The sequence below is a fragment of the Flavobacterium zhoui genome (assembly GCF_042787235.1).
GTDB lineage: Bacteria > Bacteroidota > Bacteroidia > Flavobacteriales > Flavobacteriaceae > Flavobacterium > Flavobacterium zhoui.
Map to the genome: position 1 here is coordinate 136,652 of NZ_JBHZPY010000009.1, position 24,436 is coordinate 161,087.

The 24,436-nt window shown below is 34.3% G+C and carries 28 protein-coding genes, 3 tRNA genes and 1 riboswitch; of the genes, 17 read left to right on the top strand and 14 right to left on the bottom strand.

The window, feature by feature from the left end; translation table 11 throughout:
- Positions 1–55: 55 nt before the first annotated feature.
- On the bottom strand, positions 56–316 hold the full coding sequence (locus ACFX5F_RS11440) for a hypothetical protein (protein ID WP_379852192.1): 261 nt from the start codon (positions 314–316) through the stop codon (positions 56–58).
- Positions 317–323: 7 nt separating this feature from the next.
- Here ACFX5F_RS11440 and ACFX5F_RS11445 point away from each other — a divergent pair, with 7 nt between their 5' ends.
- The 7 genes from ACFX5F_RS11445 to ACFX5F_RS11475 all read left to right on the top strand — a co-directional run bounded on the left by ACFX5F_RS11445 (position 324) and on the right by ACFX5F_RS11475 (position 7,242).
- Positions 324–440, top strand: coding sequence for a DUF5522 domain-containing protein (locus ACFX5F_RS11445; RefSeq protein WP_379852191.1), 117 nt, complete (start codon positions 324–326; stop codon positions 438–440).
- 2 nt (positions 441–442) lie between these two features.
- Positions 443–958, top strand: a complete 516-nt coding sequence (gene cobU, locus ACFX5F_RS11450) for a bifunctional adenosylcobinamide kinase/adenosylcobinamide-phosphate guanylyltransferase (protein WP_379852165.1) — start codon at positions 443–445, stop codon at positions 956–958.
- A gap of 90 nt (positions 959–1,048) precedes the next feature.
- Entirely contained in the window at positions 1,049–1,693 is a 645-nt protein-coding gene (locus tag ACFX5F_RS11455) for a Dph6-related ATP pyrophosphatase (RefSeq protein ID WP_379852166.1), read from the top strand.
- A 120-nt stretch (positions 1,694–1,813) separates the two neighbouring features.
- The gene (gene cobT, locus ACFX5F_RS11460; RefSeq protein ID WP_379852167.1) at positions 1,814–3,490 is read left to right on the top strand and encodes a nicotinate-nucleotide--dimethylbenzimidazole phosphoribosyltransferase; all 1,677 of its coding nucleotides are present in this window, start codon (positions 1,814–1,816) and stop codon (positions 3,488–3,490) included.
- A 61-nt stretch (positions 3,491–3,551) separates the two neighbouring features.
- Entirely contained in the window at positions 3,552–4,358 is an 807-nt protein-coding gene (locus ACFX5F_RS11465; protein ID WP_379852168.1) for an adenosylcobinamide-GDP ribazoletransferase, read from the top strand.
- Positions 4,343–4,879 (top strand): alpha-ribazole phosphatase, encoded by a 537-nt coding sequence (cobC, locus tag ACFX5F_RS11470; protein WP_379852169.1) that lies wholly within the window; start codon positions 4,343–4,345, stop codon positions 4,877–4,879. The genes ACFX5F_RS11465 and cobC overlap by 16 nt, the downstream gene beginning before the upstream one ends.
- A gap of 40 nt (positions 4,880–4,919) precedes the next feature.
- Positions 4,920–5,253: riboswitch (cobalamin riboswitch) on the top strand.
- A 78-nt stretch (positions 5,254–5,331) separates the two neighbouring features.
- The gene (locus tag ACFX5F_RS11475) at positions 5,332–7,242 is read left to right on the top strand and encodes a TonB-dependent receptor plug domain-containing protein (RefSeq protein ID WP_379852170.1); all 1,911 of its coding nucleotides are present in this window, start codon (positions 5,332–5,334) and stop codon (positions 7,240–7,242) included.
- A gap of 150 nt (positions 7,243–7,392) precedes the next feature.
- Here the strand turns inward: ACFX5F_RS11475 and ACFX5F_RS11480 are convergent, their stop codons facing one another.
- Together ACFX5F_RS11480 and ACFX5F_RS11485 are read right to left on the bottom strand one after the other, a co-directional pair.
- On the bottom strand, positions 7,393–8,007 hold the full coding sequence (locus tag ACFX5F_RS11480; RefSeq protein WP_379852171.1) for an N-acetylmuramoyl-L-alanine amidase: 615 nt from the start codon (positions 8,005–8,007) through the stop codon (positions 7,393–7,395).
- Positions 8,008–8,080: 73 nt separating this feature from the next.
- Positions 8,081–9,526: a GFO_1087 family putative carboxy terminal peptidase gene (locus tag ACFX5F_RS11485; protein ID WP_379852172.1), complete on the bottom strand. Its 1,446-nt coding sequence runs from the start codon at positions 9,524–9,526 to the stop codon at positions 8,081–8,083.
- A 124-nt stretch (positions 9,527–9,650) separates the two neighbouring features.
- Here ACFX5F_RS11485 and ACFX5F_RS11490 point away from each other — a divergent pair, with 124 nt between their 5' ends.
- Genes ACFX5F_RS11490 through ACFX5F_RS11505 form a run of 4 tightly spaced genes read left to right on the top strand, consistent with a single transcriptional unit; the run spans position 9,651 to position 11,702 of the window.
- Positions 9,651–10,160, top strand: a complete 510-nt coding sequence (locus ACFX5F_RS11490) for an RNA polymerase sigma factor (RefSeq protein ID WP_379852173.1) — start codon at positions 9,651–9,653, stop codon at positions 10,158–10,160.
- On the top strand, positions 10,147–10,620 hold the full coding sequence (locus ACFX5F_RS11495) for a PG0215 family putative anti-sigma factor (protein WP_379852174.1): 474 nt from the start codon (positions 10,147–10,149) through the stop codon (positions 10,618–10,620). Before ACFX5F_RS11490 ends, ACFX5F_RS11495 begins: the two co-directional genes overlap by 14 nt.
- 16 nt (positions 10,621–10,636) lie before the next feature.
- Complete coding sequence (locus ACFX5F_RS11500) at positions 10,637–11,164, top strand: DUF4252 domain-containing protein (RefSeq protein WP_379852175.1); 528 nt, start codon at positions 10,637–10,639, stop codon at positions 11,162–11,164.
- 1 nt (position 11,165) lies between these two features.
- Positions 11,166–11,702 (top strand): GFO_1091 family lipoprotein, encoded by a 537-nt coding sequence (locus ACFX5F_RS11505; RefSeq protein WP_379852176.1) that lies wholly within the window; start codon positions 11,166–11,168, stop codon positions 11,700–11,702.
- 198 nt (positions 11,703–11,900) lie between these two features.
- Here ACFX5F_RS11505 and ACFX5F_RS11510 read toward each other — a convergent pair whose 3' ends face one another.
- Entirely contained in the window at positions 11,901–12,815 is a 915-nt protein-coding gene (locus ACFX5F_RS11510) for a type I restriction enzyme HsdR N-terminal domain-containing protein (RefSeq protein WP_379852177.1), read from the bottom strand.
- A gap of 906 nt (positions 12,816–13,721) precedes the next feature.
- Here ACFX5F_RS11510 and ACFX5F_RS11515 point away from each other — a divergent pair.
- On the top strand, positions 13,722–14,750 hold the full coding sequence (locus ACFX5F_RS11515) for a rod shape-determining protein (RefSeq protein WP_073210992.1): 1,029 nt from the start codon (positions 13,722–13,724) through the stop codon (positions 14,748–14,750).
- A gap of 118 nt (positions 14,751–14,868) precedes the next feature.
- Here the strand turns inward: ACFX5F_RS11515 and ACFX5F_RS11520 are convergent.
- The 3 genes from ACFX5F_RS11520 to ACFX5F_RS11530 all read right to left on the bottom strand — a co-directional run bounded on the left by ACFX5F_RS11520 (position 14,869) and on the right by ACFX5F_RS11530 (position 15,177).
- A tRNA-Leu gene (locus ACFX5F_RS11520) sits at positions 14,869–14,951 on the bottom strand.
- Between the two features lie 43 nt (positions 14,952–14,994).
- Positions 14,995–15,067: transfer RNA gene (locus ACFX5F_RS11525), tRNA-Lys, on the bottom strand.
- A 37-nt stretch (positions 15,068–15,104) separates the two neighbouring features.
- Positions 15,105–15,177: transfer RNA gene (locus ACFX5F_RS11530), tRNA-Lys, on the bottom strand.
- A 126-nt stretch (positions 15,178–15,303) separates the two neighbouring features.
- Between ACFX5F_RS11530 and ACFX5F_RS11535 the strand changes: the two genes are divergently transcribed.
- Positions 15,304–15,822 carry a shikimate kinase gene (locus ACFX5F_RS11535; protein ID WP_379852178.1) on the top strand — a complete coding sequence of 173 codons (519 nt, stop codon included), beginning with the start codon at positions 15,304–15,306 and terminating at the stop codon, positions 15,820–15,822.
- Here ACFX5F_RS11535 and ACFX5F_RS11540 read toward each other — a convergent pair.
- Positions 15,814–16,314, bottom strand: a complete 501-nt coding sequence (locus ACFX5F_RS11540) for a phosphoribosyltransferase domain-containing protein (protein WP_379852179.1) — start codon at positions 16,312–16,314, stop codon at positions 15,814–15,816. The two genes, ACFX5F_RS11535 and ACFX5F_RS11540, sit on opposite strands and share 9 nt — an antisense overlap.
- Before the next feature lie 32 nt (positions 16,315–16,346).
- On the bottom strand, positions 16,347–16,736 hold the full coding sequence (locus ACFX5F_RS11545; protein WP_379852180.1) for an RNA-binding S4 domain-containing protein: 390 nt from the start codon (positions 16,734–16,736) through the stop codon (positions 16,347–16,349).
- Positions 16,737–16,815: 79 nt separating this feature from the next.
- On the opposite strand from ACFX5F_RS11545, the gene bamM reads away from it, so the two are divergent.
- On the top strand, positions 16,816–17,790 hold the full coding sequence (bamM, locus tag ACFX5F_RS11550) for a BamM family beta-barrel-assembly machinery protein (protein WP_379852181.1): 975 nt from the start codon (positions 16,816–16,818) through the stop codon (positions 17,788–17,790).
- A gap of 207 nt (positions 17,791–17,997) precedes the next feature.
- On the opposite strand, the gene ACFX5F_RS11555 is transcribed toward bamM, so the two are convergent.
- Both ACFX5F_RS11555 and ACFX5F_RS11560 read right to left on the bottom strand, forming a co-directional pair.
- Positions 17,998–18,951, bottom strand: coding sequence for a transketolase family protein (locus ACFX5F_RS11555; RefSeq protein ID WP_379852182.1), 954 nt, complete (start codon positions 18,949–18,951; stop codon positions 17,998–18,000).
- Positions 18,952–19,040: 89 nt separating this feature from the next.
- Complete coding sequence (locus ACFX5F_RS11560; protein ID WP_379852183.1) at positions 19,041–19,895, bottom strand: transketolase; 855 nt, start codon at positions 19,893–19,895, stop codon at positions 19,041–19,043.
- Between the two features lie 154 nt (positions 19,896–20,049).
- Here ACFX5F_RS11560 and ACFX5F_RS11565 point away from each other — a divergent pair, with 154 nt between their 5' ends.
- The 3 genes from ACFX5F_RS11565 (at position 20,050) to ACFX5F_RS11575 (ending at position 22,350) form a co-directional block, all read left to right on the top strand.
- Positions 20,050–20,631, top strand: a complete 582-nt coding sequence (locus ACFX5F_RS11565) for a Crp/Fnr family transcriptional regulator (protein ID WP_379852184.1) — start codon at positions 20,050–20,052, stop codon at positions 20,629–20,631.
- 92 nt (positions 20,632–20,723) lie between these two features.
- Positions 20,724–21,227, top strand: coding sequence for an NAD(P)-binding domain-containing protein (locus tag ACFX5F_RS11570; RefSeq protein WP_379852185.1), 504 nt, complete (start codon positions 20,724–20,726; stop codon positions 21,225–21,227).
- A gap of 28 nt (positions 21,228–21,255) precedes the next feature.
- Positions 21,256–22,350, top strand: a complete 1,095-nt coding sequence (locus ACFX5F_RS11575) for an alkene reductase (RefSeq protein WP_379852186.1) — start codon at positions 21,256–21,258, stop codon at positions 22,348–22,350.
- A gap of 232 nt (positions 22,351–22,582) precedes the next feature.
- Here the strand turns inward: ACFX5F_RS11575 and ACFX5F_RS11580 are convergent, their stop codons facing one another.
- The 3 genes from ACFX5F_RS11580 to ACFX5F_RS11590 form a co-directional block, all read right to left on the bottom strand.
- Positions 22,583–23,152 (bottom strand): YciE/YciF ferroxidase family protein, encoded by a 570-nt coding sequence (locus tag ACFX5F_RS11580; protein ID WP_379852187.1) that lies wholly within the window; start codon positions 23,150–23,152, stop codon positions 22,583–22,585.
- Between the two features lie 174 nt (positions 23,153–23,326).
- Positions 23,327–23,647 carry a rhodanese-like domain-containing protein gene (locus tag ACFX5F_RS11585; RefSeq protein WP_379852188.1) on the bottom strand — a complete coding sequence of 107 codons (321 nt, stop codon included), beginning with the start codon at positions 23,645–23,647 and terminating at the stop codon, positions 23,327–23,329.
- A gap of 4 nt (positions 23,648–23,651) precedes the next feature.
- The gene (locus ACFX5F_RS11590; protein ID WP_379852189.1) at positions 23,652–23,942 is read right to left on the bottom strand and encodes a rhodanese-like domain-containing protein; all 291 of its coding nucleotides are present in this window, start codon (positions 23,940–23,942) and stop codon (positions 23,652–23,654) included.
- Positions 23,943–24,436 lie beyond the last annotated feature (494 nt).

Consider the following 24,436-nt stretch of genomic DNA (forward strand, 5'->3'; position numbering starts at 1 on the left):
ATTTATAAAATTTCTTGTTTATTTTTAGCAGTAAAAAATTCAACAAATACTATCTTTACGAAATGAATAGCATTAAAGTCAAAAACTGTTCTACTTGCGGAACTCCTTTTAATTGTGGTGACACACCAGAAGGAAGTAAATGCTGGTGCAACAATTTTCCACCCATTTTTACTCCGTCAGAAGTGGCGGATTGTCTCTGTTCCAGTTGTTTTACAACGGCTTGCTCTACTAAAATTGACGAATATGTTGCAACTCTATCTTCTGAAATTGCAACGGATAATAAAGCCAAAGATTTACCCAAAACGACTGATCTCATAGAAGGAATCGACTATTATTTAGAAAATGGGAATTATGTTTTCAAGGCTTGGTTTCATCTTAAAAGAGGACATTGTTGTGCTAATGGATGTCGACATTGTCCGTATGGATTTAAAAAAATATAAAAATGATATATTTAATAACTGGCGGCGAACGCTCGGGTAAAAGTAGTTATGCCGAAAATTTAGCAAAAGGATTGTCGGATAAACCAATGTATGTGGCTACAGCCCGAAAATGGGATGATGATTTCCAAAAGAGAATCGATCGCCATCAAAAAGATCGGGACGAACGATGGATTAATATCGAAAAAGAAAAACACTTGAGCGAAATTGATTTTTCGGAAAAAGTAGCTATCGTCGATTGCGTTACACTTTGGTTAACGAATTTTTTTGTGGATACTAAAAATGATGTTTCGTTGTGTTTAGAACAAGCTAAAGCCGAATTTGATGCTATTGCCAATCAAGAAAATGCAACTATTATTATTGTAACCAATGAAATAGGGATGGGCGTTCATGCCGAAAGTCATATTGGGAGAAAATTTACCGAACTTCAAGGTTGGATGAATCAATATATAGCTGCAACTGCCGATACCGTTGTGCTTATGGTTTCTGGAATTCCTGTAACGATAAAAGAAAAAAAATGAAATAGCTATGATTTTACAATATTGAGTTCAAAGAAAATATTGCCTCATAGCGTATTACATATTCAATTAAAAATCAATAAATAACTACATATGAATTTTGTAACTTCTTGGAGTGGTGGAAAAGACAGTTGTTATGCAATGATGCAGGCAATTCAGCAAGGATTTATTCCAAAAGTGCTACTCAATATGATGAATGAAAACGGGAAAGTGTCTCGTTCTCATGGATTACCATTGTCTATATTGAATCAGCAAGCCCAAAAAATGGGATTGCCTCTGGAAGGAATTCCCGCAACTTGGGGCGATTATGAAGCCAAGTTTATTGCAGTTTTGAAAATGCTAAAAGCTAAATATGATTTGGAAGCCGCCGTTTTTGGTGATATTGATTTACAACCGCACAAAGATTGGGAAGATAAAGTATGTGCCGCAGCATCGCTAAAAGCAATTTTACCTTTGTGGCAACAAGACCGAATCGTTTTGGTAAATCAAATGCTTGAAAACGGAATTGTAACGATGATTGTTTCTTGTAATACCATGATGGGAGAACATTATCTGGGGAAAATTTTGACCAAAGAATTAGCACAAGAATTACACAAAAAAGGAATAGATCCTTGTGGTGAAAATGGGGAGTTTCATACTTTGGTAATTGACTGTCCGTTATTTTCTGGAGCGATTGAACTGCCTGAATTTACCGGAATTACCTATGAGAATTATTGTTTCATCGTTTGGGAAGAATAACTTTTCAAAAAAAAAGCAATGTCAATATCAATGTCAAAAATCAATATCAAATCAATGTTTTTCAAATTGATTTTTGCAATTGTCATTGAATTTTGCCATTGAACTTTTAAATAAAAAAACATGACTTATTTAGATGAAATTTTAAAATCCCGTCGCGACACCCGTCATTTTACGGAGGATCAAGTACCGGATGCTGTTCTTGAAAAAGCACTGCAAGCGGGTCATTGGGCGCCTTCTGTGGGTTTGACTGATGCTACAAAATACTATGTTATCAGGTCGGCTAAAATAAAGAAAGCCATTAAAGATTTGTTTTTAGATTATGATGAAAAAGCAGTTGCGCTAACGGATGACGAACAACAAAAACAAGCCTATAAAGCCCTAAAGTTAGAAGCAATAGAAGAAGCACCACTGGGTTTAGTGATTTGCTATGATCGTTCCGTTTTGAATAATTTTACGATTGGAACCGTTGGGAGTAATGAAGCAGTAAAGTTCAGTTCCGTTTGTGCGGCGCAAAATATTTGGCTATCCTTAACGGAGCAAGGCTATTCCATGGGATGGGTTTCCATATTGAATTACTATCAGTTCAAGCAATTATTAGGTTTGCCTGAAAATATAGAGCCGTTGGGGTATTTTTGTGTGGGAAAACCGGCTACCAATTATGATAATCAACCCATGTTGCAACAACTGAATTGGAAACAAAAACAAGAAATTCCATTAGTTGAGGAAATCAGTGTTTTACATGAAAGTAAAATAGAGAAAGTGTTTTTTGACACTAAAAAAGAAATGGTTGCTGCTGCTTTTGCAAATGCGTTACAACATAAAATCGACCAAAAAACCAAGCCAACGGGTTCATTAGGAGTTTTAGAAGTACTCGCCAAACAAATAGGGATGGTGTTTCAAACTTTAGAACCTAAGATCACAAAACCCAATCTGGTTGTTTTTGCCGCAGATCACGGAATTGCAAATCATGGCGTAAGTGCTTATCCGCAAGATGTAACCAGACAAATGGTAAATAATTTTTTGATAGGTGGCGCAGCAATCAACGTATTTTGTAAACAAAATAAGATTCAATTAGCTATTGTAGATGCTGGGGTGAATTATGATTTCCCTATGAATACGGATTTGATTTCGGCTAAAATAGGGAAGGGAACGCACTCTTTTTTACAAGGACCTGCTATGAGCAAAACAGAAATTGAATTGTGTTTTTTAAAAGGAAGCGAAATTGTTGCCACTATTGCTAAAACGGGGAGTAATTGCATTGGTTTTGGCGAAATGGGCATTGGCAACACAGCTACAGCTTCGGTTTTGATGAGCATTATTTTAGAATTACCAATTCAGAATTGCGTAGGAATAGGCACTGGTGTAAATGATGAAAAGTTGCTTCAAAAAATTAGTATTCTTAAAAAATGCATTGATAATTACTATGGTTCAGATGATTTAGATAGCAAGTTAGCTTATTTTGGAGGTTTTGAAATCATGCAAATGGTAGGAGGGATGCTTCAGGCAAAAGAAGCCAATATGCTGATTCTTGTTGATGGCTTTATCTGTAGTGTTGCTTTTTTAATTGCCATTAAAAAAAATCCATCCATTATTAAAAATGCTATTTTTTGCCATTCTTCTGCTGAGCAAGGGCACCAAAAAATATTAGATTATCTAGGAGTTCGTTCTTTGTTACAACTTGATTTGCGATTGGGCGAAGGAACGGGCTGCGCGATTGCTTTTCCTATAATTGAATCGGCTGTAGCATTCTTGAATGATATGGCCAGTTTTGAATCAGCGGGGGTTAGTGGTCGATAAACGGTAGAGACGCACTGCAATGCGTCTCTACAAGAAATAAAATCAAAAAATAATTCCAAAAATGAAAAAAGAACTCCATATATTTTTTACTGCATTAATGTTTTACACTAGAATTCCGTGTCCTCAAAACATCGATCATAATCCGGATTATTTAAATAAAGCGTCCCGTTATTTTCCAGTAATTGGTTGGATTGTAGGGAGTGTGGCTTTTGGAGTATATTGTGTTTTTAATTATTTAGTTGCACCTGAAATTGCGGTAATCTTCTCTATGATTGCTTCTGTTTTAGTTACCGGAGCTTTTCATGAAGATGGTTTTGCTGATGTTTGCGATGGCTTTGGAGGCGGTTGGACCAAAGAAAAAATACTGATGATTATGAAAGACAGTGCCATTGGAGCGTATGGAGCAATAGGTGTGGTGCTGTTGTTATTCCTTAAATTTCAAGGGTTGACTCAATTAATTGTAGTTTCGGAGAATCCTAAATTTATAATTTATAATTCACAATTTACAATTCTATTACTTCTTGTAGCGGCGCATTCTATCAGTCGATTAGCAGCGATTTCAATTGTTTTCACCCATCAATATTCTCGGGAGGACGCTACAAGCAAAAGCAAACCTATCGCACAAAGCTATTCTTGGAAAGAAGTGGTAGGAGCTTTCTTTTTTGGATTACTTCCATTAGTTATTTGGTCCTATTTTCAGTGGCAAATGCTGTTGGTTATAATCCCTGTTTTTCTGACCCGATTCTTTTTGGTGCGTTATTTTCAGAAATGGATTCACGGGTATACCGGGGATTGTTTGGGAGCGACCCAACAAGTTTGTGAAGTGGTTTTTTATATATCAGTTATTGCATTATGGAAGTTTATTTAGTACGTCACACGGAAACGGTTTGCGAAAAAGGAATTTGTTATGGACAATCCAATGTGGAAATTATGGAGCCTTATGAAACTGTTTTTCAGTCTGTTTTGAATCAATTACCTCAAGATGCAAATCTGTATTCCAGTCCTTTACTTCGCTGTGTTCTTTTGGCAAATTACATCAAAGACAATTCAGAAATTACTGCTGTAAATGAAGATTCTCGCTTGATGGAAATGAATTTTGGTGATTGGGAAATGAAAAATTGGGATGTAATTCCACCTGATGATTTTACACCTTGGATGACTGATTTTGTTAATGTTCGCGTACCCAATGGAGAATCATTTACGGATTTACACAATCGAGTAATTGATTTTATGCAAAATGAACTTCAAACAACCAATTCAAAACCAGTAATTATTGTGGCGCATGCAGGAGTGATACGTAGTTTTTTATGTAAAATTTCGGATTTGCCACTAAAAGACGCATTTCAGAATAAAGTAGATTTTGGAGCTGTAATTAAAATTGAATTATAAAATCCGTAATTATTTAGGTTATTAGCCTAATATAATTTTATCTTTGCCGCCGTATTGAGGTTGAGGTTTGTTTTTTCAAACCACATTAAAAGGGAATCAGGTGATAGATTTAAAGTTTTAGATTTCAGATTTTAGGGTTTAAATCCTAAATCAAGAATTCTAAATCTTAAATCAAAAATCCTGAGCTGTACCCGCAACTGTAAGCTATCAAGCTTGTTGTTATCTACAAAACCATTGTTCTAAAATAAGGAATTAATGATTTGGGAATTAGGATTTAATAAATCCTTAATGAATAAATCTAAAATCCTAAATTAAGAATGAGAAGGTAAACAACAAGACGCAAGCCAGGAGACCTGCCTATTACATCGAGTATCAAACTTTCGGGAAAAAAGGTTTGGGTATGGGTCATTCTATGCTTTTCTCCCCAATTTATTAAATTTTACATTTTTAAAATGAACAAAAAATTCATTCGCTTTAGTGCGATTGCATTGTTATTTGCAATGAACACGTATGCACAAGAACAAGAACCAAAACAACTTGATGAGGTTGTTGTTTCCGATTCGAAATTTGCTTTGTCAAAAGAAAAATCAGGGAAAGTTATCGTCAAAATTACTGCTGAGGATTTGAAGAAAAAATCAGGACAATCAGTAGCTTCAGTTTTAAGCACGGTAGCAGGTGTTGAAATCAATGGAAATCAGAGTCGTAATGGTAAGGATTTAGGACTTTACATTCGTGGAGGAAGAAATCATCAGGTTTTAATTTTGATTGATGGTGTTCCGGTAACAGATGCTTCCGGGATTAGCTTATCGTATGATTTGAGATTGCTTCCAGTAGAGCAAATTGAAAGTATTGAGATTATGAAAGGCGCTTCAAGTACTTTATACGGTTCTGGAGCTGCGACAGGTGTTATTAATATTACACTAAAAAAAGCAGGTAAAAAAGCGATTGCTGGAAATGCCTATATGAATATTGGTACACAAACAGTTGCTAAAAAAGTAAATTATAGTGTGCAAGATTACAATCAGGGTTTTGCTGTAAACGGTGGTTTTGAAAAAGTAAATTATTTTGCTTCTTTGAATAGTACTGAAACTACAGGGATTTCTGAAGCAAAACCATACAATTCAAATACTAAATTTGAAAATGATGCTTTTTCAAGAGTTAATTCTTTAGTAAAAATTGGCTTTACGCCAACTAAAAAATTATCATTTGATTTCTTTGCTAATTATGACCGAATGAAAAACGATTTTGATGCAGGTTCGTTTGCAGATGATCTAAAGAATTTCAGTCTTTCGGAGCAATTTAGAGTTGGTTTTTCTCCAAAATTTAAATACAATAAAGGAGAATTGGTAATCAATACTGGTGCAAATGTAATCAACCGTGACATCTTTAGTTATGGCTCTTTATTCCAAGCAAAGTCTAGAAGCGTTAATGTGGATGCCTTTAATAAATATGAAATTTCTTCTCAATTATTTATAGTAACAGGAACACAATTTCAGTTTCACGAAATGTCAAACATGAGCCAGTATGACGCCATAACAAATGAAGTGGCTAAATTCAATATGATTGATCCTTATGCAACAGTTGTTTATAATTCTAATTTTGGATTTAACTTAAATCTTGGAGGGCGTTATAATATCCATAGTAAATACGGAAATAATTTTGTGTACAATATTAATCCTTCTTACACTTTTTCTAAAAATTTAAAAGTCTTAGCTTCCTATAGTACTGCTTTTATTACTCCAAGTTTGTACCAATTGTACTCTCCGTATGGTGATTTGAATTTGTCTCCAGAGAAAGATGCAACTGCCGAAGTTGGTTTTGAAGTAAGCGCATTGAATAAGAAATTAGTTTTGAATGCAGTAGCTTTTCAAAGGGAAGAGGAAGATGCAATAGGATTTGATTTGATGACTTACAAATACTTTAATGTAAATGGGAAAAACAAAGCCAAAGGTGTTGAAACAATGATTTCTTATGCTTTGAATGATCAAGTAAAATTCAATGCAAATTATACTTTTACAGAATTAGAAAGACAATCACGTATTCTAAATCCAAAACACAAAGTAAATGCTGCTGTGGATCTTCAAGCAACAGCGCGTCTAGATTTTAATCTGGCGTATCAGTTTGTGTCAGACCGGTATTTAGAATACACAACGTATCCTGCACCAACTTACGATCCCGTGTTAAATTCAGAAATTTTGAAAGATTATCAAATAGTTAATGCCAATGTTCGTTATGATTTAATCAAAAACAGATTGAATATTTTTGGCGCAGTGGACAATATTTTTGATAAAGATTTTGTTGAAAGTAGAGGGTACAGTACTAGAGGAAGAAATTTTAAACTTGGTTTGAATTTATTATTCTAAAAATAAACATTTAGTGTTAGTTCTTAATTCCCGTTCCATAAGTAGGAACGGGTTTTTTGTTAGAACAAATTCAACCTTTCGATGGGAAAATTTGTATATACGAAAGGCTTTCATCACTGAAAGCCTTTTTTTGTAGATTTAGTATTTTTACTATTTCATTTCTGAAATGAATTCTGAAATTGACTGCGCTATTTTATTTTGTTCGTTGTCATCAACCAAGTATTTTTTGTCATTTTCATTAGTTAAATATCCTAGTTCTACAATTACTGCTGGAACTTCTGATTTTTTAAGAATGTAAAAAGGACCCGTTTTTACATTGGATATTTTTAAATTTTTATTCGTTGTAAATTTATTTATGAGTTCTGCTGCAATCTTACTTGACTTTTCAAAAAACTCAGTTTCTTTTGCCACATAAAACTCCAAGCCTGATGTTTTATTATTTAAACTGGTATTTACATGTAGGGACAACACTAAATCTGGTTTGAGTTTGTTTATAAAAGCAGTTCTATCGTTCAAGGATAAAAAACTATCTTCATTTCTAGTGAGGTGAATTACCACGTTACTATTTAAAGATTTTATTTTTTTAGTGACTTGCTCCACAATTTTCTTTTCAGTGATTGCATCTGAAGTCGCACCAAAATCGGTTCCACCGTGACCTGCATCAATAACAATATTTATTTTTTTTGGTTCTGAATGCTTAGGCTTTATAAATGCAAAAGAAACAATTACGGTCAAAGCCAAAACTAATTTACTTGTATTTTTCATACCGTTGTGATGTAAAATATTGATTATTAAGTATTAATTTATAAAATGGTGTTTTAGTATAATGCTCTTAAAGTTATTTTAATGCTTTCAAAAGCCCTTCCGGAGCTTTGTCAATATACATTTGATTCTGCAACCCATTTATTGATTTTGTATCATTAAAATATTTAAAATCTTTTTCAGGACTCAGTTTTAACATTTTTGCTGTCCCGGTAATTTTACCAATTGCGGTGCTTAGTAAAGGCTCTGTTGCATTACCCAGAATATCTAAATTACCCAGGTTTTCTTTCAACTCGTAAGTAGGTACTAACCCGCTAAAATAATCTCCAAAACCAGCTGCATTTACAATTTTTAGAACAATTGGCTGCATCGCATAGCGATGGTTCGGGTTTCTGTTGGCTTTGCCAAAAGTAGGCGAGTCATATAATGTAACGGAACCTACATTTTTTCCTGTAGTTACATCGCCAATTTGAACAACGTCCATATAAGGTTTCAATCCATTAATCACCAATTCACTTGCTGAAGCAGTACTTTTGGTGGTTAAAATGTAAATTTTAGTCAAATTCAAGCTGTTGATTGGCGTAGTGCCAATTTTATCTGTAAAGTTATTTTTTAAGGCATCCGGATTATTTGTTTCAAAATAACTGTTGATTTTGTTATTCCATTGTTGCTTAGCAAATATCTGCCCGGTATATTGCCCCGTAATCATACTGGCTAAACGCGTAGCCGTAAGAACAGAACCTCCCGAATTATAACGTAAATCAAGTACTAAATCAGTTATGCCTTGCGTTTTTAGCGTGCCAAAAGCTTCATTCAATTTGTTGTCATAATCGGCATAAAAACCGTTGTAGATTAAATACCCTATTTTGTGAGTGCCCGATGTGATCACGGTATTTAATAGAATTGGATTTTCTGACAGTATTGTTTTCGTTAAAGCAACCGTTTTTCCGTTTGGGGTAATGGCTCCATTATTATAATCAGCTAGATTTAGCGTATAGTTTTCTGCTGCGAGCAAAGTTTGATAGTTACTTACGGTTAATTGAGTTCCATTTACTCCGTTAAAAATGGCTCCACGTTTGATGTCCTTTGTTGATGCATCAGAACCAGGGATAACATAGCGTACCCAACCAAATATTTCAGTAGTACTTCCTGATTTATATCTTAAACCGTAGTCGACTCCGTCATTTTTTGTCGTCCCTTGAAGTGCGCCCTCAAGTTCTAAGTAATCACTTACAATCCAACTGAATCTATCAATGGTTTTATCAACGCGTAGTGCATCAAATAAACTTTCAGGAGTAGAATAGCCTGACAAAAAAGTATTTAATTCTGCCTGAGAAGCAAAACGGTCGTCTGATAAATTAGGCACGTCAGCTTGCCATAAATAGTATTGGTTTAGGCCTTTCCAAATAAAATCTTTGATTGCAAGATCCATTGGCGCAGCAACATCGTCCATATCCTGGCAACCTTGGAAACTAAAAAGGGCTACAATTAATAAAAGCGTAAATTGGAATGTTTTTTTCATGTTAGTAGGTTCAATATCTATTATGAACGTAAAAATAGTAACTTTAGTTTTTATTTTCTATTATTTGTAACAAAAAGAAACATGTATCGTCTTGATTGTATAACCGATTTAATAACTACTCTTTATGAACCAAAATGAGTTTGTGCAGCTAACCACTCCATTCAAAGACAAAGTCTTTCGGCTGGCAAAGCGATTACTGACAAGCACGGAGGAAGCCGAAGATGCTACTCAGGAAGTTTTGGTAAAGCTTTGGAGTAAAAAGGGGAGTTTGAATGGGTTTAATAGTGTGGAAGCTTTTGCGATGACTCTGACAAAAAATTATTGTTTGGATCAGTTAAAATCAAAAAGAGCAGGAAATCTGAAAATTGTTCATACTAATTTTACCGATAGAGAACCAAGTGTAGATAAAAAAGTAGAAGACAGTGATAGTTTAAATTGGGTCGAGAGGATAATTAATCAGTTACCCGAACAACAGCGACTGCTAATTCAGATGCGGGATATTGAACAATATGAATTTGCTGAAATCGCTAAAATAACTGAAATGAATGAAACGGCTATTCGTGTAGCGCTTTCGAGAGCAAGAAAAACGATAAGAGAAAGCATGACAAAAACGCATAATTATGGAATTAGATAAAATAGAATTACTAATAGAAAAATACTTTCAAGGGGAAACCAGTATTGATGAAGAAAATGAATTACGTACTTATTTTTCTTCACTACATGTTGCGCAGCATTTAGAACAGTACAAGCCTTTGTTTAGTTATTTGTCTCTTGCGGCAGACCAAAAGTTTGCGCCAGAAATCGCACTTCATCCTAAGCAGAACTTTCAGAACGAATTTAAAAAACGAAATGTAGCATGGTTGTCTATTGCTGCTTCAGTTGTCGTTTTGATGGGAATAGGAACGTATGTGTATTACAATTACGGGGATGAAAAGGGAAAACAAGATTTAGGAACGTATGATGATCCTGAAGTTGCCTTTAGACAAACTCAAAAAGCATTAGCATTATTGTCAAATCATGTAAATGTTGGCATAGAAAGTGTTAAGTACATTGAAGAATACCAAGAATCAAAAGAATTAATTTTTAAACAATAAAATAATCAATCAAAAAATGAAAAAGTTTATATTAACATTAGTAGTAGTATTAGTTTCAAGTCCATTTTTCGCTCAAGCGGCCTTCGATAAATTCGATGGTCAGGATGATGTTACGTCAATTATAGTCAACAAAAAAATGTTTGACTTAATGAGCAAAGTAAAAGTAGATGCTTCTGATAAGGAAACACAACAATACTTGAACCTGATAAAAAAGTTAGACAATTTGAAAGTTTTTACCACTAAAAGTACCAGAGTAGAAAATGAAATGAAAGCTTCGGCTGAAAAGTACATTAAATCAGCAGGTCTGGAAGAGTTGATGCGTGTGAATGACAGCGGAAAAAACATCAAAATTCTGGTAAAATCAGGAGCGAAAGATTCTCAGATAAGAGAGTTGCTTATGTTTATTGAAGGCGCTAGAAACGATGACACAGTTTTAATGTCATTAACGGGTGATTTCGATTTGAGTGAGATTTCTATTCTTACTGATAAAATGAGAATTCCTGGTGGAGACGATTTGAAGAAAGCAACAAAAGGTAAAAAGTAAAATGAAAGCCGTTTATAGTATTGCACTGCTCTTTAGTTTGTTTTTGATCAGTTGTAACTCAGAGCCTACATTGCAGAAATACTTTGTTGAGAATACAGAAAACAAGAATTTTATTGCTTTAGATGTCTCGCCAAGTATATTGAATGTGGATAAAGCTAAATTGTCTGTAAAACAAAATGAAGCTTTACAATCCTTTGAGAAGATGAATGTTTTAGCTTTCAAGCTTAATGCAACAAATAAAGTACAATTTGAAACGGAACGAGCTAAGGTTAATTTGATTCTAAAGGATAAAAAGTACCAGCAGCTGATGAAGTTTGGTTCGGGTAAAGAAGGGGCTTCTGTAAGTTATGTAGGCTCAGATGAACACATCGAAGAGTTTGTGCTTTTCGCCAATAAAAAAGAAACTGGTTTTGCAGTAGTCCGAATTCTGGGGAAAGATATGAATCCCAATAATATCATGACGATGCTTTCAGTTTTGAAAGAATCTAAAGTCGATTTAGAGCAGTTAAAACCTTTGCAGGAAATGTTTAAAAAATAGAAGCAGTTACTCTTAATTATAAGCGCCTTGGTAGTTTACCAAGGCGTTTTTTTTTGATCTCCTTTTTATAGGGAATTATTCTATAAATTTTTTAAAGCTGATTCCGTTAATTCTTTTTTAAGTTTGGTTATTGAAGAGATACTTACATCTTCTAATTCATATCGACTTCCGTCAATTTCAATAACTTTTGATTTTTCTTTAAATATAATTGTGCATATTTTTTTTAGTTTGTTTTCCATCTACAATGATTAGAAACATATTCTTTAAATCGCGATAACTAATTCTCTCTAATTCGGTATTTTTAATTTTAGGGGACATAGCTAAAATCGTTTTAACAACATTGTAAGCTTTTACCTCTTCTGCAGTAGTCATTATTCCACTATTTGATTCAGATATTTCTTTTTGTATTATTTTATCAAGTGCTGTTTTTATTGAAATTGAATTAATTAAATTTTTTATTTGTGCTGATGTTTTTTCACTGGATCTTTGTCCTCCCATGTTCTTAAAGATGAGTTTTACTAAGTCATCAGTCTCAATTAAAGTTTTAAATAAAGAATTGTCAAAATTGTCTAAAAAATAAACATCTTCAGCCTCTTGAATTATATCATTAATTTCAATAGTTTGTCTGTTGAATAAGGCTAAAATTTCTAATTCGGCCATGCTGTAGTTAGTTATATCGAAACTAAAAAATGGTTTTATATTCAATCCTTTTTTTTCTCTTGAATTGATAGTGTAAAAATTATAAACGACTCCATTTGATAGTATTCCAACTTTAGCGGTTGGTGTGTATAAGCAATATTCATTTAGTTGTCTAAAGTGATTATCATTAAGCTTAGCATTAACGCTTTTACATTCTATCAGCATTATTGGGTCTTTCTTTCCTAATGTTATGGCAACATCAACTCTTCGACCTTTTTTTTCGCCCATATCGGCAACGTATTCATGTGAATAGTCATCCATTTTAGAGTAATTAAGAATATTAAAAAAAGGATGAATTAAGTTGTCTCGAGTTTGTGTTTCATCCTTGCTTAAATTTATTGCTTTATTGAAATCCCAATTGTCAAATGATTTTTTAAGTTGATTAGTGATTTGTTTCAGTTTTTTACTATCCATAATATTATCGAAAAAGGGGGTTTGAATTAATTTTTGTTGCTTTTCAAATGTAGGAATTTATTTCAATAGTTTTAAAATAAAAAAAGTTGCTCGAATGAGGAAAACCTCAATTTTTTTCGCTCACAGATAGGTATTTTTGCAAAATAATATAACAAATAAAGCAAATATCACTAGAAGTTGGTATTGTGAAAACAATACAATCCTTGTTACTTTGTATAAAAATAAATTTCTATTATTAGAATATTTGTAACTTTAATCTCGAAAAAAAATGACTGAAATTAAATTTAGAACAGCAGATATGGAGCTAATAAGAAGAGCACATAAAAACAGACTGTTTTTATACATAGGGACTTTTTTTATTACAGCTGCAGGTTTATCAATTGGGGTTTTAATTTTATTGCTATTTTTAGGAAGGCTAGATTGGACTTATTGAGATGCATCACCTGATAATATAATTATAGCGTGTTGTTCTTCCGGCAAAGTAAAGCTCCTTCCAGAATAGTCGGTATTGAAAAAAAAATGCTTCAAAAATAATTTCAAGTAAACTTGATTATTTTTGAAGCATTTTTTTTATGATAGGCTTTGACGGGACAATTTTCGAATCATTTTTTCTGATTTGATAAAACGGATTGGAACAGACTATTGAATTACCAATTTTAGATCGTAAATTATATTCATCTCTGCACGAATAAGTTATATGTGGCAAAGAAGAGTAAATTGAAAAGCTTCGCGATGTGCCTCATCTGTCAAACAGTCCTTACAATTGCTTTTTACGTGCTGAACGGGAACTTGAATAGTACACAAGTCCTGGCTTTTAACCGTGGTTTCATCCATCTTATTCATGCAATCTCATCTTGGTAGAGAATAAAACAGCAATAAAAACGTTTTTAAGAACAAAACTATATTATGGGCTTATTTGATTTTATGATAGTGGAGATAGCTATGGATTTAGGGACTGCAAATACTTTAATAATTTATGACGGAAAAATAGTAGTAGATAGTCCTTCTATGGTGGCCAGGGACATTAGAAATGGGAAAATTATTGCTGTAGGTAAAGAGGCCAGCTTAATGCAGGGTAAGACACATGAGAATATTAAAACAATCCGGCCACTTAAAGACGGAGTTATTGCTGATTTTGATGCCTCAGAGAAAATGATCAGCTGGTTTATAAAAAATATACCTGAAATAAAGAAAAGTTTCTTTACTCCCGCGCTACGAATGGTTGTATGTATTCCTAGTGGTATCACCGAGGTAGAAATGAGAGCTGTAAAGGAGTCTTGCGAACGGGTAAACGGGAAAGAAGTGTATTTAATTCATGAGCCAATGGCAGCTGCTATTGGAATTGGTTTAGATGTTATGGAGCCCAAGGGCAATCTCATCGTTGATATTGGAGGAGGGACGACGGAAATTGCGGTTATTGCTCTCGGAGGAATAGTTTGTGACAAATCTATAAAAATTGCTGGCGATGTTTTTACTAATGATATATTGTTTTATATGAGAACGCAGCATAATTTGTATGTTGGAGACGCTTCTGCTGAGAGAATAAAAATTGATGTTGGTGCCGCAATGGAAGAACTTGAGGATGCTCCTGATGACATAATGGTTCGTGGACGGGATCTGCTTACTGGGAAACCTAAGGAAGTCAAGATTGCCTTTAGAGAAATTGCAAGAGCTTTGGATAAATCAATACAGAGAATTGAAGACGCGATTATGGTAACGCTTGCATTGACACCACCGGAACTGGCTGCGGACATTTATAATACGGGTTTGTATCTAGCGGGAGGAGGTGCATTGCTTCGCGGTCTTGATAAAAGGATTTCGCTGAAGACGGATTTACCAGTCTTTATTGCGGAAGATCCTTTAAGAGCGGTAGTTAGAGGTACTGGTACTGTCTTAAAAAATATACCTAAATATAAAAGAGTACTGATAAAATAAGTTTGCTATTGCAGAAGTACAAGTGAGCTTTTACACCTGATCCAGCAAAAGTTTGTTGAATACACTTAAAAAGACAAAAAAAATCCCATTTCGCTACAGAAATGGGATTTTTGTATTGTGACCACGGTGGGATTTGAACCCACACGCCCTTGCGAGCACCAGCCCCTCAAGCTGGCAAGTCTACCGTTTCTCCACGTGGCCTAAAAAAAGAAAAGGTCAAGTAATAAATTACTCAACCTTTTTGTGACCCGACTGGGGCTCGAACCCAGGACCCCATCATTAAAAGTGATGTGCTCTACCAACTGAGCTATCGAGTCAATGCTTCAAGGAAATTATGTGTTGATCACAGATTTGTGACCCGACTGGGGCTCGAACCCAGGACCCCATCATTAAAAGTGATGTGCTCTACCAACTGAGCTATCGAGTCATATTCTTTCCTTGAATGCGGGTGCAAATATAAGGACTTATTTTGGAGTTTTGCAAGCAATTTTATTATAAATTTGTCTTTTTTTAACAATAAATCTTAACGCCTTAATTTATAAGGTTTTATTCCATGAGAAAAATTATATTATTAGGCTATATGGGTTGCGGGAAGTCCACTATTGCCAAAACACTATCAAGAATCATAAGAATACCGTTCGTAGATTTGGATAAATATATCGAAGAAAAAACAAATTTGTCCATAAATAGCATTTTTGAAAAGCATGGCGAAATTTATTTTCGAAAAGTAGAGCACGAAGCTTTTCTTGAATTATTAAATTCTTCGGAGAGCATGATTATTGGTCTTGGAGGAGGAACGCCTTGTTATGCCAACAATCATGAGTTATTAAAAGGAGAAAATGTATTGTCTGTATATTTGAGAGCTTCGATAGACACTTTATTTAGCAGACTGTCTGCCAATAAAAGCAAAAGACCCCTTATCGCCAATAAAAATGATGAGGAAATGAAGGAGTTTATTGCAATGCACCTTTTTGAAAGAAGTTTTTATTACAATCAGGCGCAGTATAAAGTGAATGTAGATAATAAAACGATCGATCAGGTCGTTCTTGACATTGTTAGTATTTTAGCTTAAATACGCATAGCTAGTGCCATCTTCATCAAAAACGACTTGGACATGCTCCAGTAAGGATGTAGAAAGCGATATTCCTTTAAAATCCGCTTTTACCGGATACTTCTTGTGGTTTCTGTCTACTAGGACTGCGGTTTTGAATTTTTTCAAGGGAACGTCTATAAAATGTCTCACTGCGTAGATTAATGTGGTGCCGGAGTTTAACACATCATCAACAAGAACCAACCCTTTATTAGAATAGTTTTCTTTTGACAAAGAGGTTTGAATGAGTAATTTCGGATTTTGTTTGTTGATTTGAACTTCGCAAAGCGAGACTTTAAGCGAAGAAATGGTTTCTAGGGCCTGGGCAATTTTTTTGGCAAAAATAAAACCGTTGGTCGCAATTCCTGCAATGACAATTTCTTCTTCATCTACAAATGTTTCGTAGATTTGGTAAGCAATTCTTTTTATTTTATGCTCAATTTCCTGATTCGTTAAGATGATATTTTTGTTCATTGTTTTAGTTTAAAGTTTTAAAAATGTATTTGCTAATCTGCATCTTCGTCATTCACGATTTCATTCCCAAATTCGTCGATGTCTCTTCGATCTTTTTTGGTAGGTCTTCCAGTACCATTTTTTCGGTAATGTTCCTTAGAGAGTTTTAAAAGTTCTAAATGCTGATAAACTTCGGCAGGAGTGTCATTTCTTCGATAGATATCAACGAGTTTAGCCCCGACACGATTTTCTGGAACGTCTAGTACGGTAATTATTTGTGTAATTTGGTCTTTTCTGAAGGTGATTTTATCTGTAGGAAAAACTTCCTTTGAAGGCTTGGCAACCAGCCCATTTACGGTTATGTGATTCTTTTTGCAAGCTTCAGTAACCATATTTCTGGTCTTATAATATCGTACACACCATAAATATTTATCTATTCTCATAAATTTTCTAAAATCGGAGTTAAATAGTTTACAAAAATCAATCAATATTGTATCTTGCGCACTTAAAAAATTAGCTATAATGAACAAATTTAAGTATTATTTTATTTTATCAATTACAACAATCTCTTTATTTTCGTGTTCAAAGAATGATACTCCTACAATTGAGCCTCTTAGAGATTATGCAGTACAATATGCTAGCGATAATACTGACATAGAAGAATATTTAAAAACAAATTATATAACAGTTGTTAGTCATCCTGGATTTATAGATGATCAGGATATTTCAATTGTAAAGATTCCTGCAGGTGGAACTCAAAAATCGATCTGGGATCAAACTACCTACGAGCTAAAGAGCAGAAACGTAAGTCTACACGATATTACTTATAAGATGTATTATTTGGTATTAAGAACTGGAACCGGAGTTGCGCCCTGTAATGTAGATGGTGTATTGACATCATATAAGGGGGAGTATCTGGAACGCATAACGGCATCAGGCGTTACTACATTAACAGCAACTCCATTTGAGGAAGTTAAGAATCCACAACAGATGATAAGTTTAGCCAGTGTTATAACAGGATGGAATGAAATTTTCCCACAATTCAAAACAGGTACTTATGCATCAAATGGTGATGGAACTGTGACTTATAATGATTTTGGAGCAGGGGTAATGTTTATTCCTTCAGGATTAGCCTATTATTCCAGTGGTAAGGGAACAATTCCATCTTATGCTCCGCTTGTATTTGGTTTTAAATTATATGAAATCCAACGATTGGATCAAGATAGCGATGGGATTCCGTCTTATCAAGAAGACATCAATGGAGACGGTTATATGAGAGTTCTAGCAACTGGTGTTGTCAATCCTGATGATTCAGATGGTGATGGTATTCCTAATTTCTTAGATGTAGATGATGATGGTGATGGCTACGGTACAAAAATTGAAATCAAAAATCCTACGACTGGATTGTCTTATCCATTTGCTAGTGTACCAAGTTGTGATGGAAATACAACAGCTGCTGCAAGAATCAAAAAGCATTTAGATAAAAACTGTCATTAATAAAAATAAGTTGTAAATAAGGAATCCAGTTCTATTGAACTGGATTTTTTTTTGTAGTATGAAATTGAATTTGAAGGATATTAAATTATTATATCACAAAAACTGTACACTCGTCTTTGAGAGAAACGAAGCTTCAAACTAAAAAAAAATATATAAAAAAATCCCATTCGTCGCAACGAATGGGATTCATATTTATAAAGAGAAAGATTATTTTCTTTTAATAACTCTTTCTACAGCGTCAACAATCGCTTGATTGTTTAGTTTGTATTTCTCCATTAATTGTTCAGGTGTACCAGATTCTCCAAAGCTGTCATTTACTGCCACAAACTCTTGTGGAGCTGGGTGATGCAATGCTAATACTCTAGAAACGCTTTCGCCAAGACCACCAAGAATGTTATGCTCTTCAGCAGTAACAATGCATTTTGTTTTAGCCAATGATTTCAAAATCGCTACCTCGTCAAGAGGTTTGATCGTATGAATGTTGATTACTTCAGCCGAAATACCTTTTGCTTCTAAAGCTTCTGCAGCGATTAAAGCTTCCCAAACCAAATGTCCTGTAGCAACAATAGTTACATCAGTACCTTCGCTTAAAAGTATCGCTTTTCCAATTACGAAAGGCTCATCAGCTGGCATAAAATTAGGAACAACCGGACGACCAAAACGCAAGTAAGCAGGACCATGATGATCCGCTAATGCTAATGTAGCCGCTTTGGTTTGATTGTAATCACAAGTGTTGATTACGGTCATTCCAGGTAGCATTTTCATTAATCCTATGTCTTCAAGGATTTGGTGTGTTGCACCGTCTTCACCAAGAGTTAATCCGGCATGTGAAGCACAAATTTTCACGTTTTTCTCAGAGTAAGCAACGGATTGACGGATTTGATCGTAAACTCTTCCCGTAGAAAAGTTAGCGAAAGTTCCTGTGAAAGGAATTTTTCCTCCAATAGTTAAACCCGCTGCAATTCCAATCATGTTTGCTTCAGCAATACCAATTTGGAAAAAACGCTCTGGATGATTTTTCTTGAAATCGTCAAATTTCAATGAACCAATTAAATCCGCACAAAGTGCCACAACATTTTCATTTTTTTGACCTAATTCAGTCATTCCCGCTCCAAAACCCGAACGAGTATCTTTACTTCCTGTATTTGTATATTTTTTCATTTTTCAATTTAAAGATTGAAATGATTTAAGAATTTAAAAATTAGGTGTTTCACCACTACTAATTTATAATTCAAAATTCATAATTATTTTTAGTAGTCTGAATTGCCTCCAGTATTATAATTTTGACCTAAAGCATTGTCAAGTTGCGCATCATTTGGTGCTTTACCGTGCCAAGCATGAGTATTCATCATAAAATCTACTCCGTTACCCATTTCAGTATGCAACAATACACAAACCGGTTTTCCTTTTCCAGTTCTTGATTTGGCATCTGTCATACCTGCAATAATAGCTTCCAGGTCGTTTCCTTTTTCAATTTCCAAAACATCCCAATCAAATGCTTCAAATTTCGCACGAATGCTTCCCATTGCTAAAACTTCATCAGTAGTACCGTCAATTTGTTTTCCGTTTAAATCGATTGTCGCAATAAGATTGTCTACTTTTTTTGCAGAAGCATACATGATTGCTTCCCAGTTTTGACCTTCTTGTAATTCACCATCACCATGAAGCGTGTAAATAATATGGTTGTCACCATTTAATTTTTTAGCTTGAGCAGCTCCAATTCCTACTGATAATCCTTGTCCAAGCGAACCAGACGCAATTCTTACTCCAGGTAAACTGTCATGAGTAGTTGGGTGTCCTTGTAATCTTGAATTAATCAAACGGAAAGTTGCTAATTCCGAAACCGGAAAATAACCGCTTCTCGCTAAAACGCTATAAAATACAGGTGAAATATGACCATTGGAAAGGAAGAAAAGGTCTTCTCCTACGCCATCCATATCAAAACCTTCTTTGCGTTCCATTAGATTTTGGTACAAGGTTACTAGAAATTCCGTACACCCCAGAGATCCTCCAGGATGACCTGAATTGACAGCATGTACCATTCGAAGAATATCTCTTCTTACTTGGATTGTTAAATCGTTTAATTGTTGTGTGTTCGGTTTCATTTGTGAGTTAAAATTAGACTGCGCAAAGATAACCAGATATTTTGATTTATCGATATTTGAATTTTTAGATTTATCAATAGTTATCAAGTATTGTAATTTTATAAAGCAATAATAAATTTTTCAGGAATGCTCTAGTATTTACTACCTTACAAACATGTTTGAACAATTATTTAAAAGCATTCAAGATAAAGTGATACTGACTCAGGAGGAATTGGAGTTGTGTAAAACTTTTTTCATCCCTAAAAAGTTGCGTAAAAAACAAGTGTTGCTTCAAGAAGGAGATATTTGTATCTATAATACATTTATTGAAAAAGGATTATTACGGTCTTTTACAATGGACGAAAAGGGAAATGAACACATTGTGCAATTTGCTATTGAAGGTTGGTGGATTACTGATTTATCTAGTTATCTTACTAATAGCACATCTATTTATACGATTGAAGCACTTGAAGATTCTGAATTACTGTTGCTAACAACATCGGCTAGAGAAGCTTTAATGGATAAAATTCCAATGTTTGAAAGGTACCAACGGTTATTGTTACAAAATGCCTATATTGCTAATCAAGCCCGTATAAATTCGGCTTTAACGGAAACTGCCGAAGAAAAATACATCAATTTAGGAAACACATACCCCGGAATTGTGAAACGTGTTCCTCAACACATGATAGCTTCTTATCTGGGACTTACACCCGAAACATTGAGTCGCATTCGCAAACAGATTAGTCTTCGAAAATAATTTTACTTGATTTAGATCAATAGAATTTCTTGTTTTACATCAACAGCAACTTTTGTACTACCAACTTAAATTTGCACTATAAATAAAAGTCAATGCCAAGTATAAGAACCTTTGCAATTATTGGAGTTTCAGAAACCAAGAGCCTATTTTTAGCTAAGCAAATTGCCAAAACTAATCAAGTTTTGCTATTTGATCTAAATGCTGCTACACTGTTGGAAGTTCAAACCCAAATACTTTTAGAGAATCCAGAGGCAAATGTGGAAATGATGATTTGTCCAACCAATGCAAGTTGGGAGGCAGATGTTATTATACTTTCAAATTATGCTGCAACAGATACGAATCTCGCTGAAAAAGTCAGAAAAGTGGCTACAGGTAAAGTTGTACTTGTTTTGGTAAACGAAATGAATCCCGTTATTTTCGAGAACCCTGCTGACAAGTTTCAACTCTTGTTTCCTTTTTCTAAAGTCATTCAGAGTATTGAATCAACAGATGATTTGAAGGAGTCCCTTTTTTTAAAAGGAAATGATGCCGATGCCTTGAAAACTATTTTGACTCTTTTTGCAGGTATTGGTTTTAAAACCAATATTTTAATTTAAAACACAATTAATTTAAAACTATAACTAAATGAGCGAATCAATTTTATTACAATCGTATAAACTGGGAAATCTGACTTTGAATAACCGCATGGTTATGGCACCAATGACGCGAAGTCGTTCTAATAATGAAGGAAATGTTGCCACAGCACTTACAGCACAATATTATGCACAAAGAGCTACAGCTGGTTTGATAATTACCGAAGGTACTTTTGTGAGTACAAAAGCAGTTGGTTTTATAAATGTACCCGGAATTTATAATGAAGCACAAACGGAGGGTTGGAAACTCGTTACGAAAGCAGTACACGAAAAAGGAGGAACAATATTTGCACAAGTGTGGCATACAGGACGACTGTCGCATCCTGATTTGCATAATGGTGATTTGCCACATGCGCCTTCAGCACTGAATCCTCATGCTAAAGCCTACACAAACGACGGTTTTGTAGATACGGTGACACCAAAAGAAATGACGATTGAAGATATTAAACAAACGGTTTTAGATTTTAAAAATGGAGCTAAAAATGCCGTTACAGCTGGTTTTGATGGGATTGAATTACATGCTGCCAATGGCTATTTATTGCAACAGTTTTTTAATGGCTGTTCCAATCACCGTACAGATGAATATGGCGGTTCAATAGAAAATAAGTCCCGAATTTTGTTCGATATTTTAGATGCTTTAGAAGGAGTTATTGACTACTCTAAAGTAGGGGTTCGGTTGAATCCAACAATGCATAATACACAAGGAATGATGCTGGATGAGCAGACGATTCCTACTCATGAATATATTGTAAACCGATTGAATGATTATGGTTTGGCTTACGTACACCTAACAGAACCTTTTACACCGGTAGATGAGGTGCCTTTTGCAGTAACTGAGGTTGCCAGACATTTTAGACCATTCTATAAAGGCACATTAATCATTAATAAAAGTTTTACAAAAGAAACGGGAACAAAGATTATTGAAGACGGTTACGCAGATCTTGTTGCTTACGGAGTTCCATTTTTGGCCAATCCGGATTTAGTGGCTCGTTTTAAATCGGATGCACCATTGAACGCACCAGATCAAAGCACGTTTTACACTTCTACCGAAAAGGGGTATATTGATTATCCGGAAATGGCAAGGTAATTAGGAACCAACCATTAAAAACTATGAAAATTTATATTTAGTCTGCTCTTATTGTTCCAGTTTTTTATATGGGTAAGCGTAAATTTAAAAAAAGTAGGAAGAGGAACGAGTGATAAACAGCAATAGTTGTATTAATTTTTATATATAAAGTACTATAATAAAGCCTGCGCAAGCAGGCTTTTTAGCAAATAGAGAAGCTGTAATAAATACGTCTCTCCAGTTAAATTTTGTTTTAAGTATTTGTAATTGAATCCGCTTTAAAAGCTTGTCTGTTGATCGCAGACATAGCGATTCCAGTTAATACAGCATCCGTTTTTTTCTCTTCATTAAGGTTCATAGCCAGCAATTCTGCCGCTTTATTTTCACCTATAGTTTTAGCAAAAGCATGTAAAGTTCCATAGGTTGCAATTTCATAGTGCTTTACCTTTTGATCCGCTGCAATAATCCCTGCATCACGTACCATACCAATATCAGTCTCTTTAATTAGATTATTAGTCTCTTTCAATATACCTTGCATGGCATCACATTTTTTTGCTGTTGGCGCAATACCGGTTACTTCAAATATTTTTTCCAGACGTGATACGTGTTCGTGCGTCTCAGTTAATTGATTTTTTAGGGAGTTAACTAATTCTGGGGATGATGCATTTTTCACCATTTTTGGCAATGTTTTAGTCAATACTTTTTCTGCCCAATAAATGTCTTTTAATCCAACTTCAAATAAATCTCTCAATCCATGTGATGCATTTGATTTTGCTTGTACAGCTCCTTTAAAAGGTTCGTTTTTACTAATTTCGGGTCTCATGATTGTTTTTTTAAAGATTAATTTTGTAAGTAATACTAAATTCGATACTTTATCTTACAAACTCATCACTTACTTTTCTAATACTATAAAATTAAACAAACTATGTTTTAATCAATTGTTAATTAACTAATTGTAAATACGAATAGTATGATTTTTTAAAAAATAACTGGTTTGTTAACTTCCAATTTTGTTTCTCAAACTGCTCCAGCCGCCACCATTATACACTTGCGAGTAGCCATTTGATTTCAAAATATTTTTAGCCGAGGCACTTCTCATTCCCGAGGCACAACACGTAATAATAGTCTGATTTTTATCTTTTAGTTTAGCCAAGTTGCTACTTAAGGTGTCTGCCGGAATATTTATGGAACTGCTGATGTGTCCGCCCGCGTACTCTCCCTTGCTTCGTACGTCCAGAATAATAGCTCCTTGTTTTACTAAAGCGGTGAAGTCAATTTTTGGTCCAAAACCAAATAATTTTTTTAATGTGTTGATCATTTTGTTAACTGTTTATTGATTGAATATAATTTACATCTAACCAGGAACCGCCATTGTAACATTCGATTCCATGTTCCGTCAGAAAAAGCTGTGCCTGCCCGCTGCGGTTTCCGGATGCGCAACAAAGTACCAGTGGTGCCTTAAGATTTTGTAGTTCCTCTAGTCGTTTCGGAATTTCATTCAGTGGTATATTAATGGAATCTACTACATGACCGCCCATAAATTCTTCATGGGAGCGCACATCTACGATGGTGCCTTGTTTTTCTTTAATGATTGTTTCTATTTTCATTGTCATATCTTTTTTTAATTATTTATTTAAAATTCACTAGTTATAAAATTATGTAATTTAAATTTTATAACGCAAAAGTAGTTTAATGAGAGGCAGGTGTCAGTAACTTTTGTTACACTAGACAACTTTTTTTTGCCATCGAAAGCTATTTTTTTTTTGGGAATGATCTGGTGTTAGTCGATGAAAAAATAACCCAAAATACTGCCAATTAACTTTTTATTAATCAACTGTTTCGATATAATCCTGTACATTGCTATAAGTTAATTGGTTTTTTAATCCTAAAGACTGTCATTCAACTTTGCGTATTTTTAAAGATTTTTTCCTGATTTTGTACAAAGGAATTTCTTCTATAATACGCTTTATGAACTTTTAAAATAAAAGTATTAACCCGTTGGGTGTAATTATTTAAAGCAAAATAAATTGATTAGATATTGGTCAAGATACTGAAATTCAGTATCTTGAAGTCGCTAAACAACCAATATCTATGTCAAATATAGTAA

Coding starts and splice junctions, on each gene's coding strand:
- ACFX5F_RS11535 (WP_379852178.1), top strand. CDS start 15,304: ATGAGAAAAATTATATTATTAGGCTATATGGGTTGCGGGAAGTCCACT.
- ACFX5F_RS11555 (WP_379852182.1), bottom strand. CDS start 18,951: ATGAAAAAATATACAAATACAGGAAGTAAAGATACTCGTTCGGGTTTT.
- ACFX5F_RS11510 (WP_379852177.1), bottom strand. CDS start 12,815: ATGGATAGTAAAAAACTGAAACAAATCACTAATCAACTTAAAAAATCA.
- ACFX5F_RS11465 (WP_379852168.1), top strand. CDS start 3,552: ATGAAAAAAGAACTCCATATATTTTTTACTGCATTAATGTTTTACACT.
- ACFX5F_RS11515 (WP_073210992.1), top strand. CDS start 13,722: ATGGGCTTATTTGATTTTATGATAGTGGAGATAGCTATGGATTTAGGG.
- ACFX5F_RS11490 (WP_379852173.1), top strand. CDS start 9,651: ATGAACCAAAATGAGTTTGTGCAGCTAACCACTCCATTCAAAGACAAA.
- ACFX5F_RS11480 (WP_379852171.1), bottom strand. CDS start 8,007: ATGAAAAATACAAGTAAATTAGTTTTGGCTTTGACCGTAATTGTTTCT.
- ACFX5F_RS11565 (WP_379852184.1), top strand. CDS start 20,050: ATGTTTGAACAATTATTTAAAAGCATTCAAGATAAAGTGATACTGACT.
- cobU (WP_379852165.1), top strand. CDS start 443: ATGATATATTTAATAACTGGCGGCGAACGCTCGGGTAAAAGTAGTTAT.
- ACFX5F_RS11575 (WP_379852186.1), top strand. CDS start 21,256: ATGAGCGAATCAATTTTATTACAATCGTATAAACTGGGAAATCTGACT.
- ACFX5F_RS11540 (WP_379852179.1), bottom strand. CDS start 16,314: ATGAACAAAAATATCATCTTAACGAATCAGGAAATTGAGCATAAAATA.
- ACFX5F_RS11560 (WP_379852183.1), bottom strand. CDS start 19,895: ATGAAACCGAACACACAACAATTAAACGATTTAACAATCCAAGTAAGA.
- ACFX5F_RS11590 (WP_379852189.1), bottom strand. CDS start 23,942: ATGACAATGAAAATAGAAACAATCATTAAAGAAAAACAAGGCACCATC.
- ACFX5F_RS11580 (WP_379852187.1), bottom strand. CDS start 23,152: ATGAGACCCGAAATTAGTAAAAACGAACCTTTTAAAGGAGCTGTACAA.
- ACFX5F_RS11485 (WP_379852172.1), bottom strand. CDS start 9,526: ATGAAAAAAACATTCCAATTTACGCTTTTATTAATTGTAGCCCTTTTT.
- ACFX5F_RS11545 (WP_379852180.1), bottom strand. CDS start 16,736: ATGAGAATAGATAAATATTTATGGTGTGTACGATATTATAAGACCAGA.
- cobC (WP_379852169.1), top strand. CDS start 4,343: ATGGAAGTTTATTTAGTACGTCACACGGAAACGGTTTGCGAAAAAGGA.
- ACFX5F_RS11440 (WP_379852192.1), bottom strand. CDS start 316: ATGAGATCAGTCGTTTTGGGTAAATCTTTGGCTTTATTATCCGTTGCA.
- ACFX5F_RS11455 (WP_379852166.1), top strand. CDS start 1,049: ATGAATTTTGTAACTTCTTGGAGTGGTGGAAAAGACAGTTGTTATGCA.
- cobT (WP_379852167.1), top strand. CDS start 1,814: ATGACTTATTTAGATGAAATTTTAAAATCCCGTCGCGACACCCGTCAT.
- ACFX5F_RS11500 (WP_379852175.1), top strand. CDS start 10,637: ATGAAAAAGTTTATATTAACATTAGTAGTAGTATTAGTTTCAAGTCCA.
- ACFX5F_RS11585 (WP_379852188.1), bottom strand. CDS start 23,647: ATGATCAACACATTAAAAAAATTATTTGGTTTTGGACCAAAAATTGAC.
- ACFX5F_RS11570 (WP_379852185.1), top strand. CDS start 20,724: ATGCCAAGTATAAGAACCTTTGCAATTATTGGAGTTTCAGAAACCAAG.
- ACFX5F_RS11505 (WP_379852176.1), top strand. CDS start 11,166: ATGAAAGCCGTTTATAGTATTGCACTGCTCTTTAGTTTGTTTTTGATC.
- ACFX5F_RS11495 (WP_379852174.1), top strand. CDS start 10,147: ATGGAATTAGATAAAATAGAATTACTAATAGAAAAATACTTTCAAGGG.
- ACFX5F_RS11475 (WP_379852170.1), top strand. CDS start 5,332: ATGAACAAAAAATTCATTCGCTTTAGTGCGATTGCATTGTTATTTGCA.
- bamM (WP_379852181.1), top strand. CDS start 16,816: ATGAACAAATTTAAGTATTATTTTATTTTATCAATTACAACAATCTCT.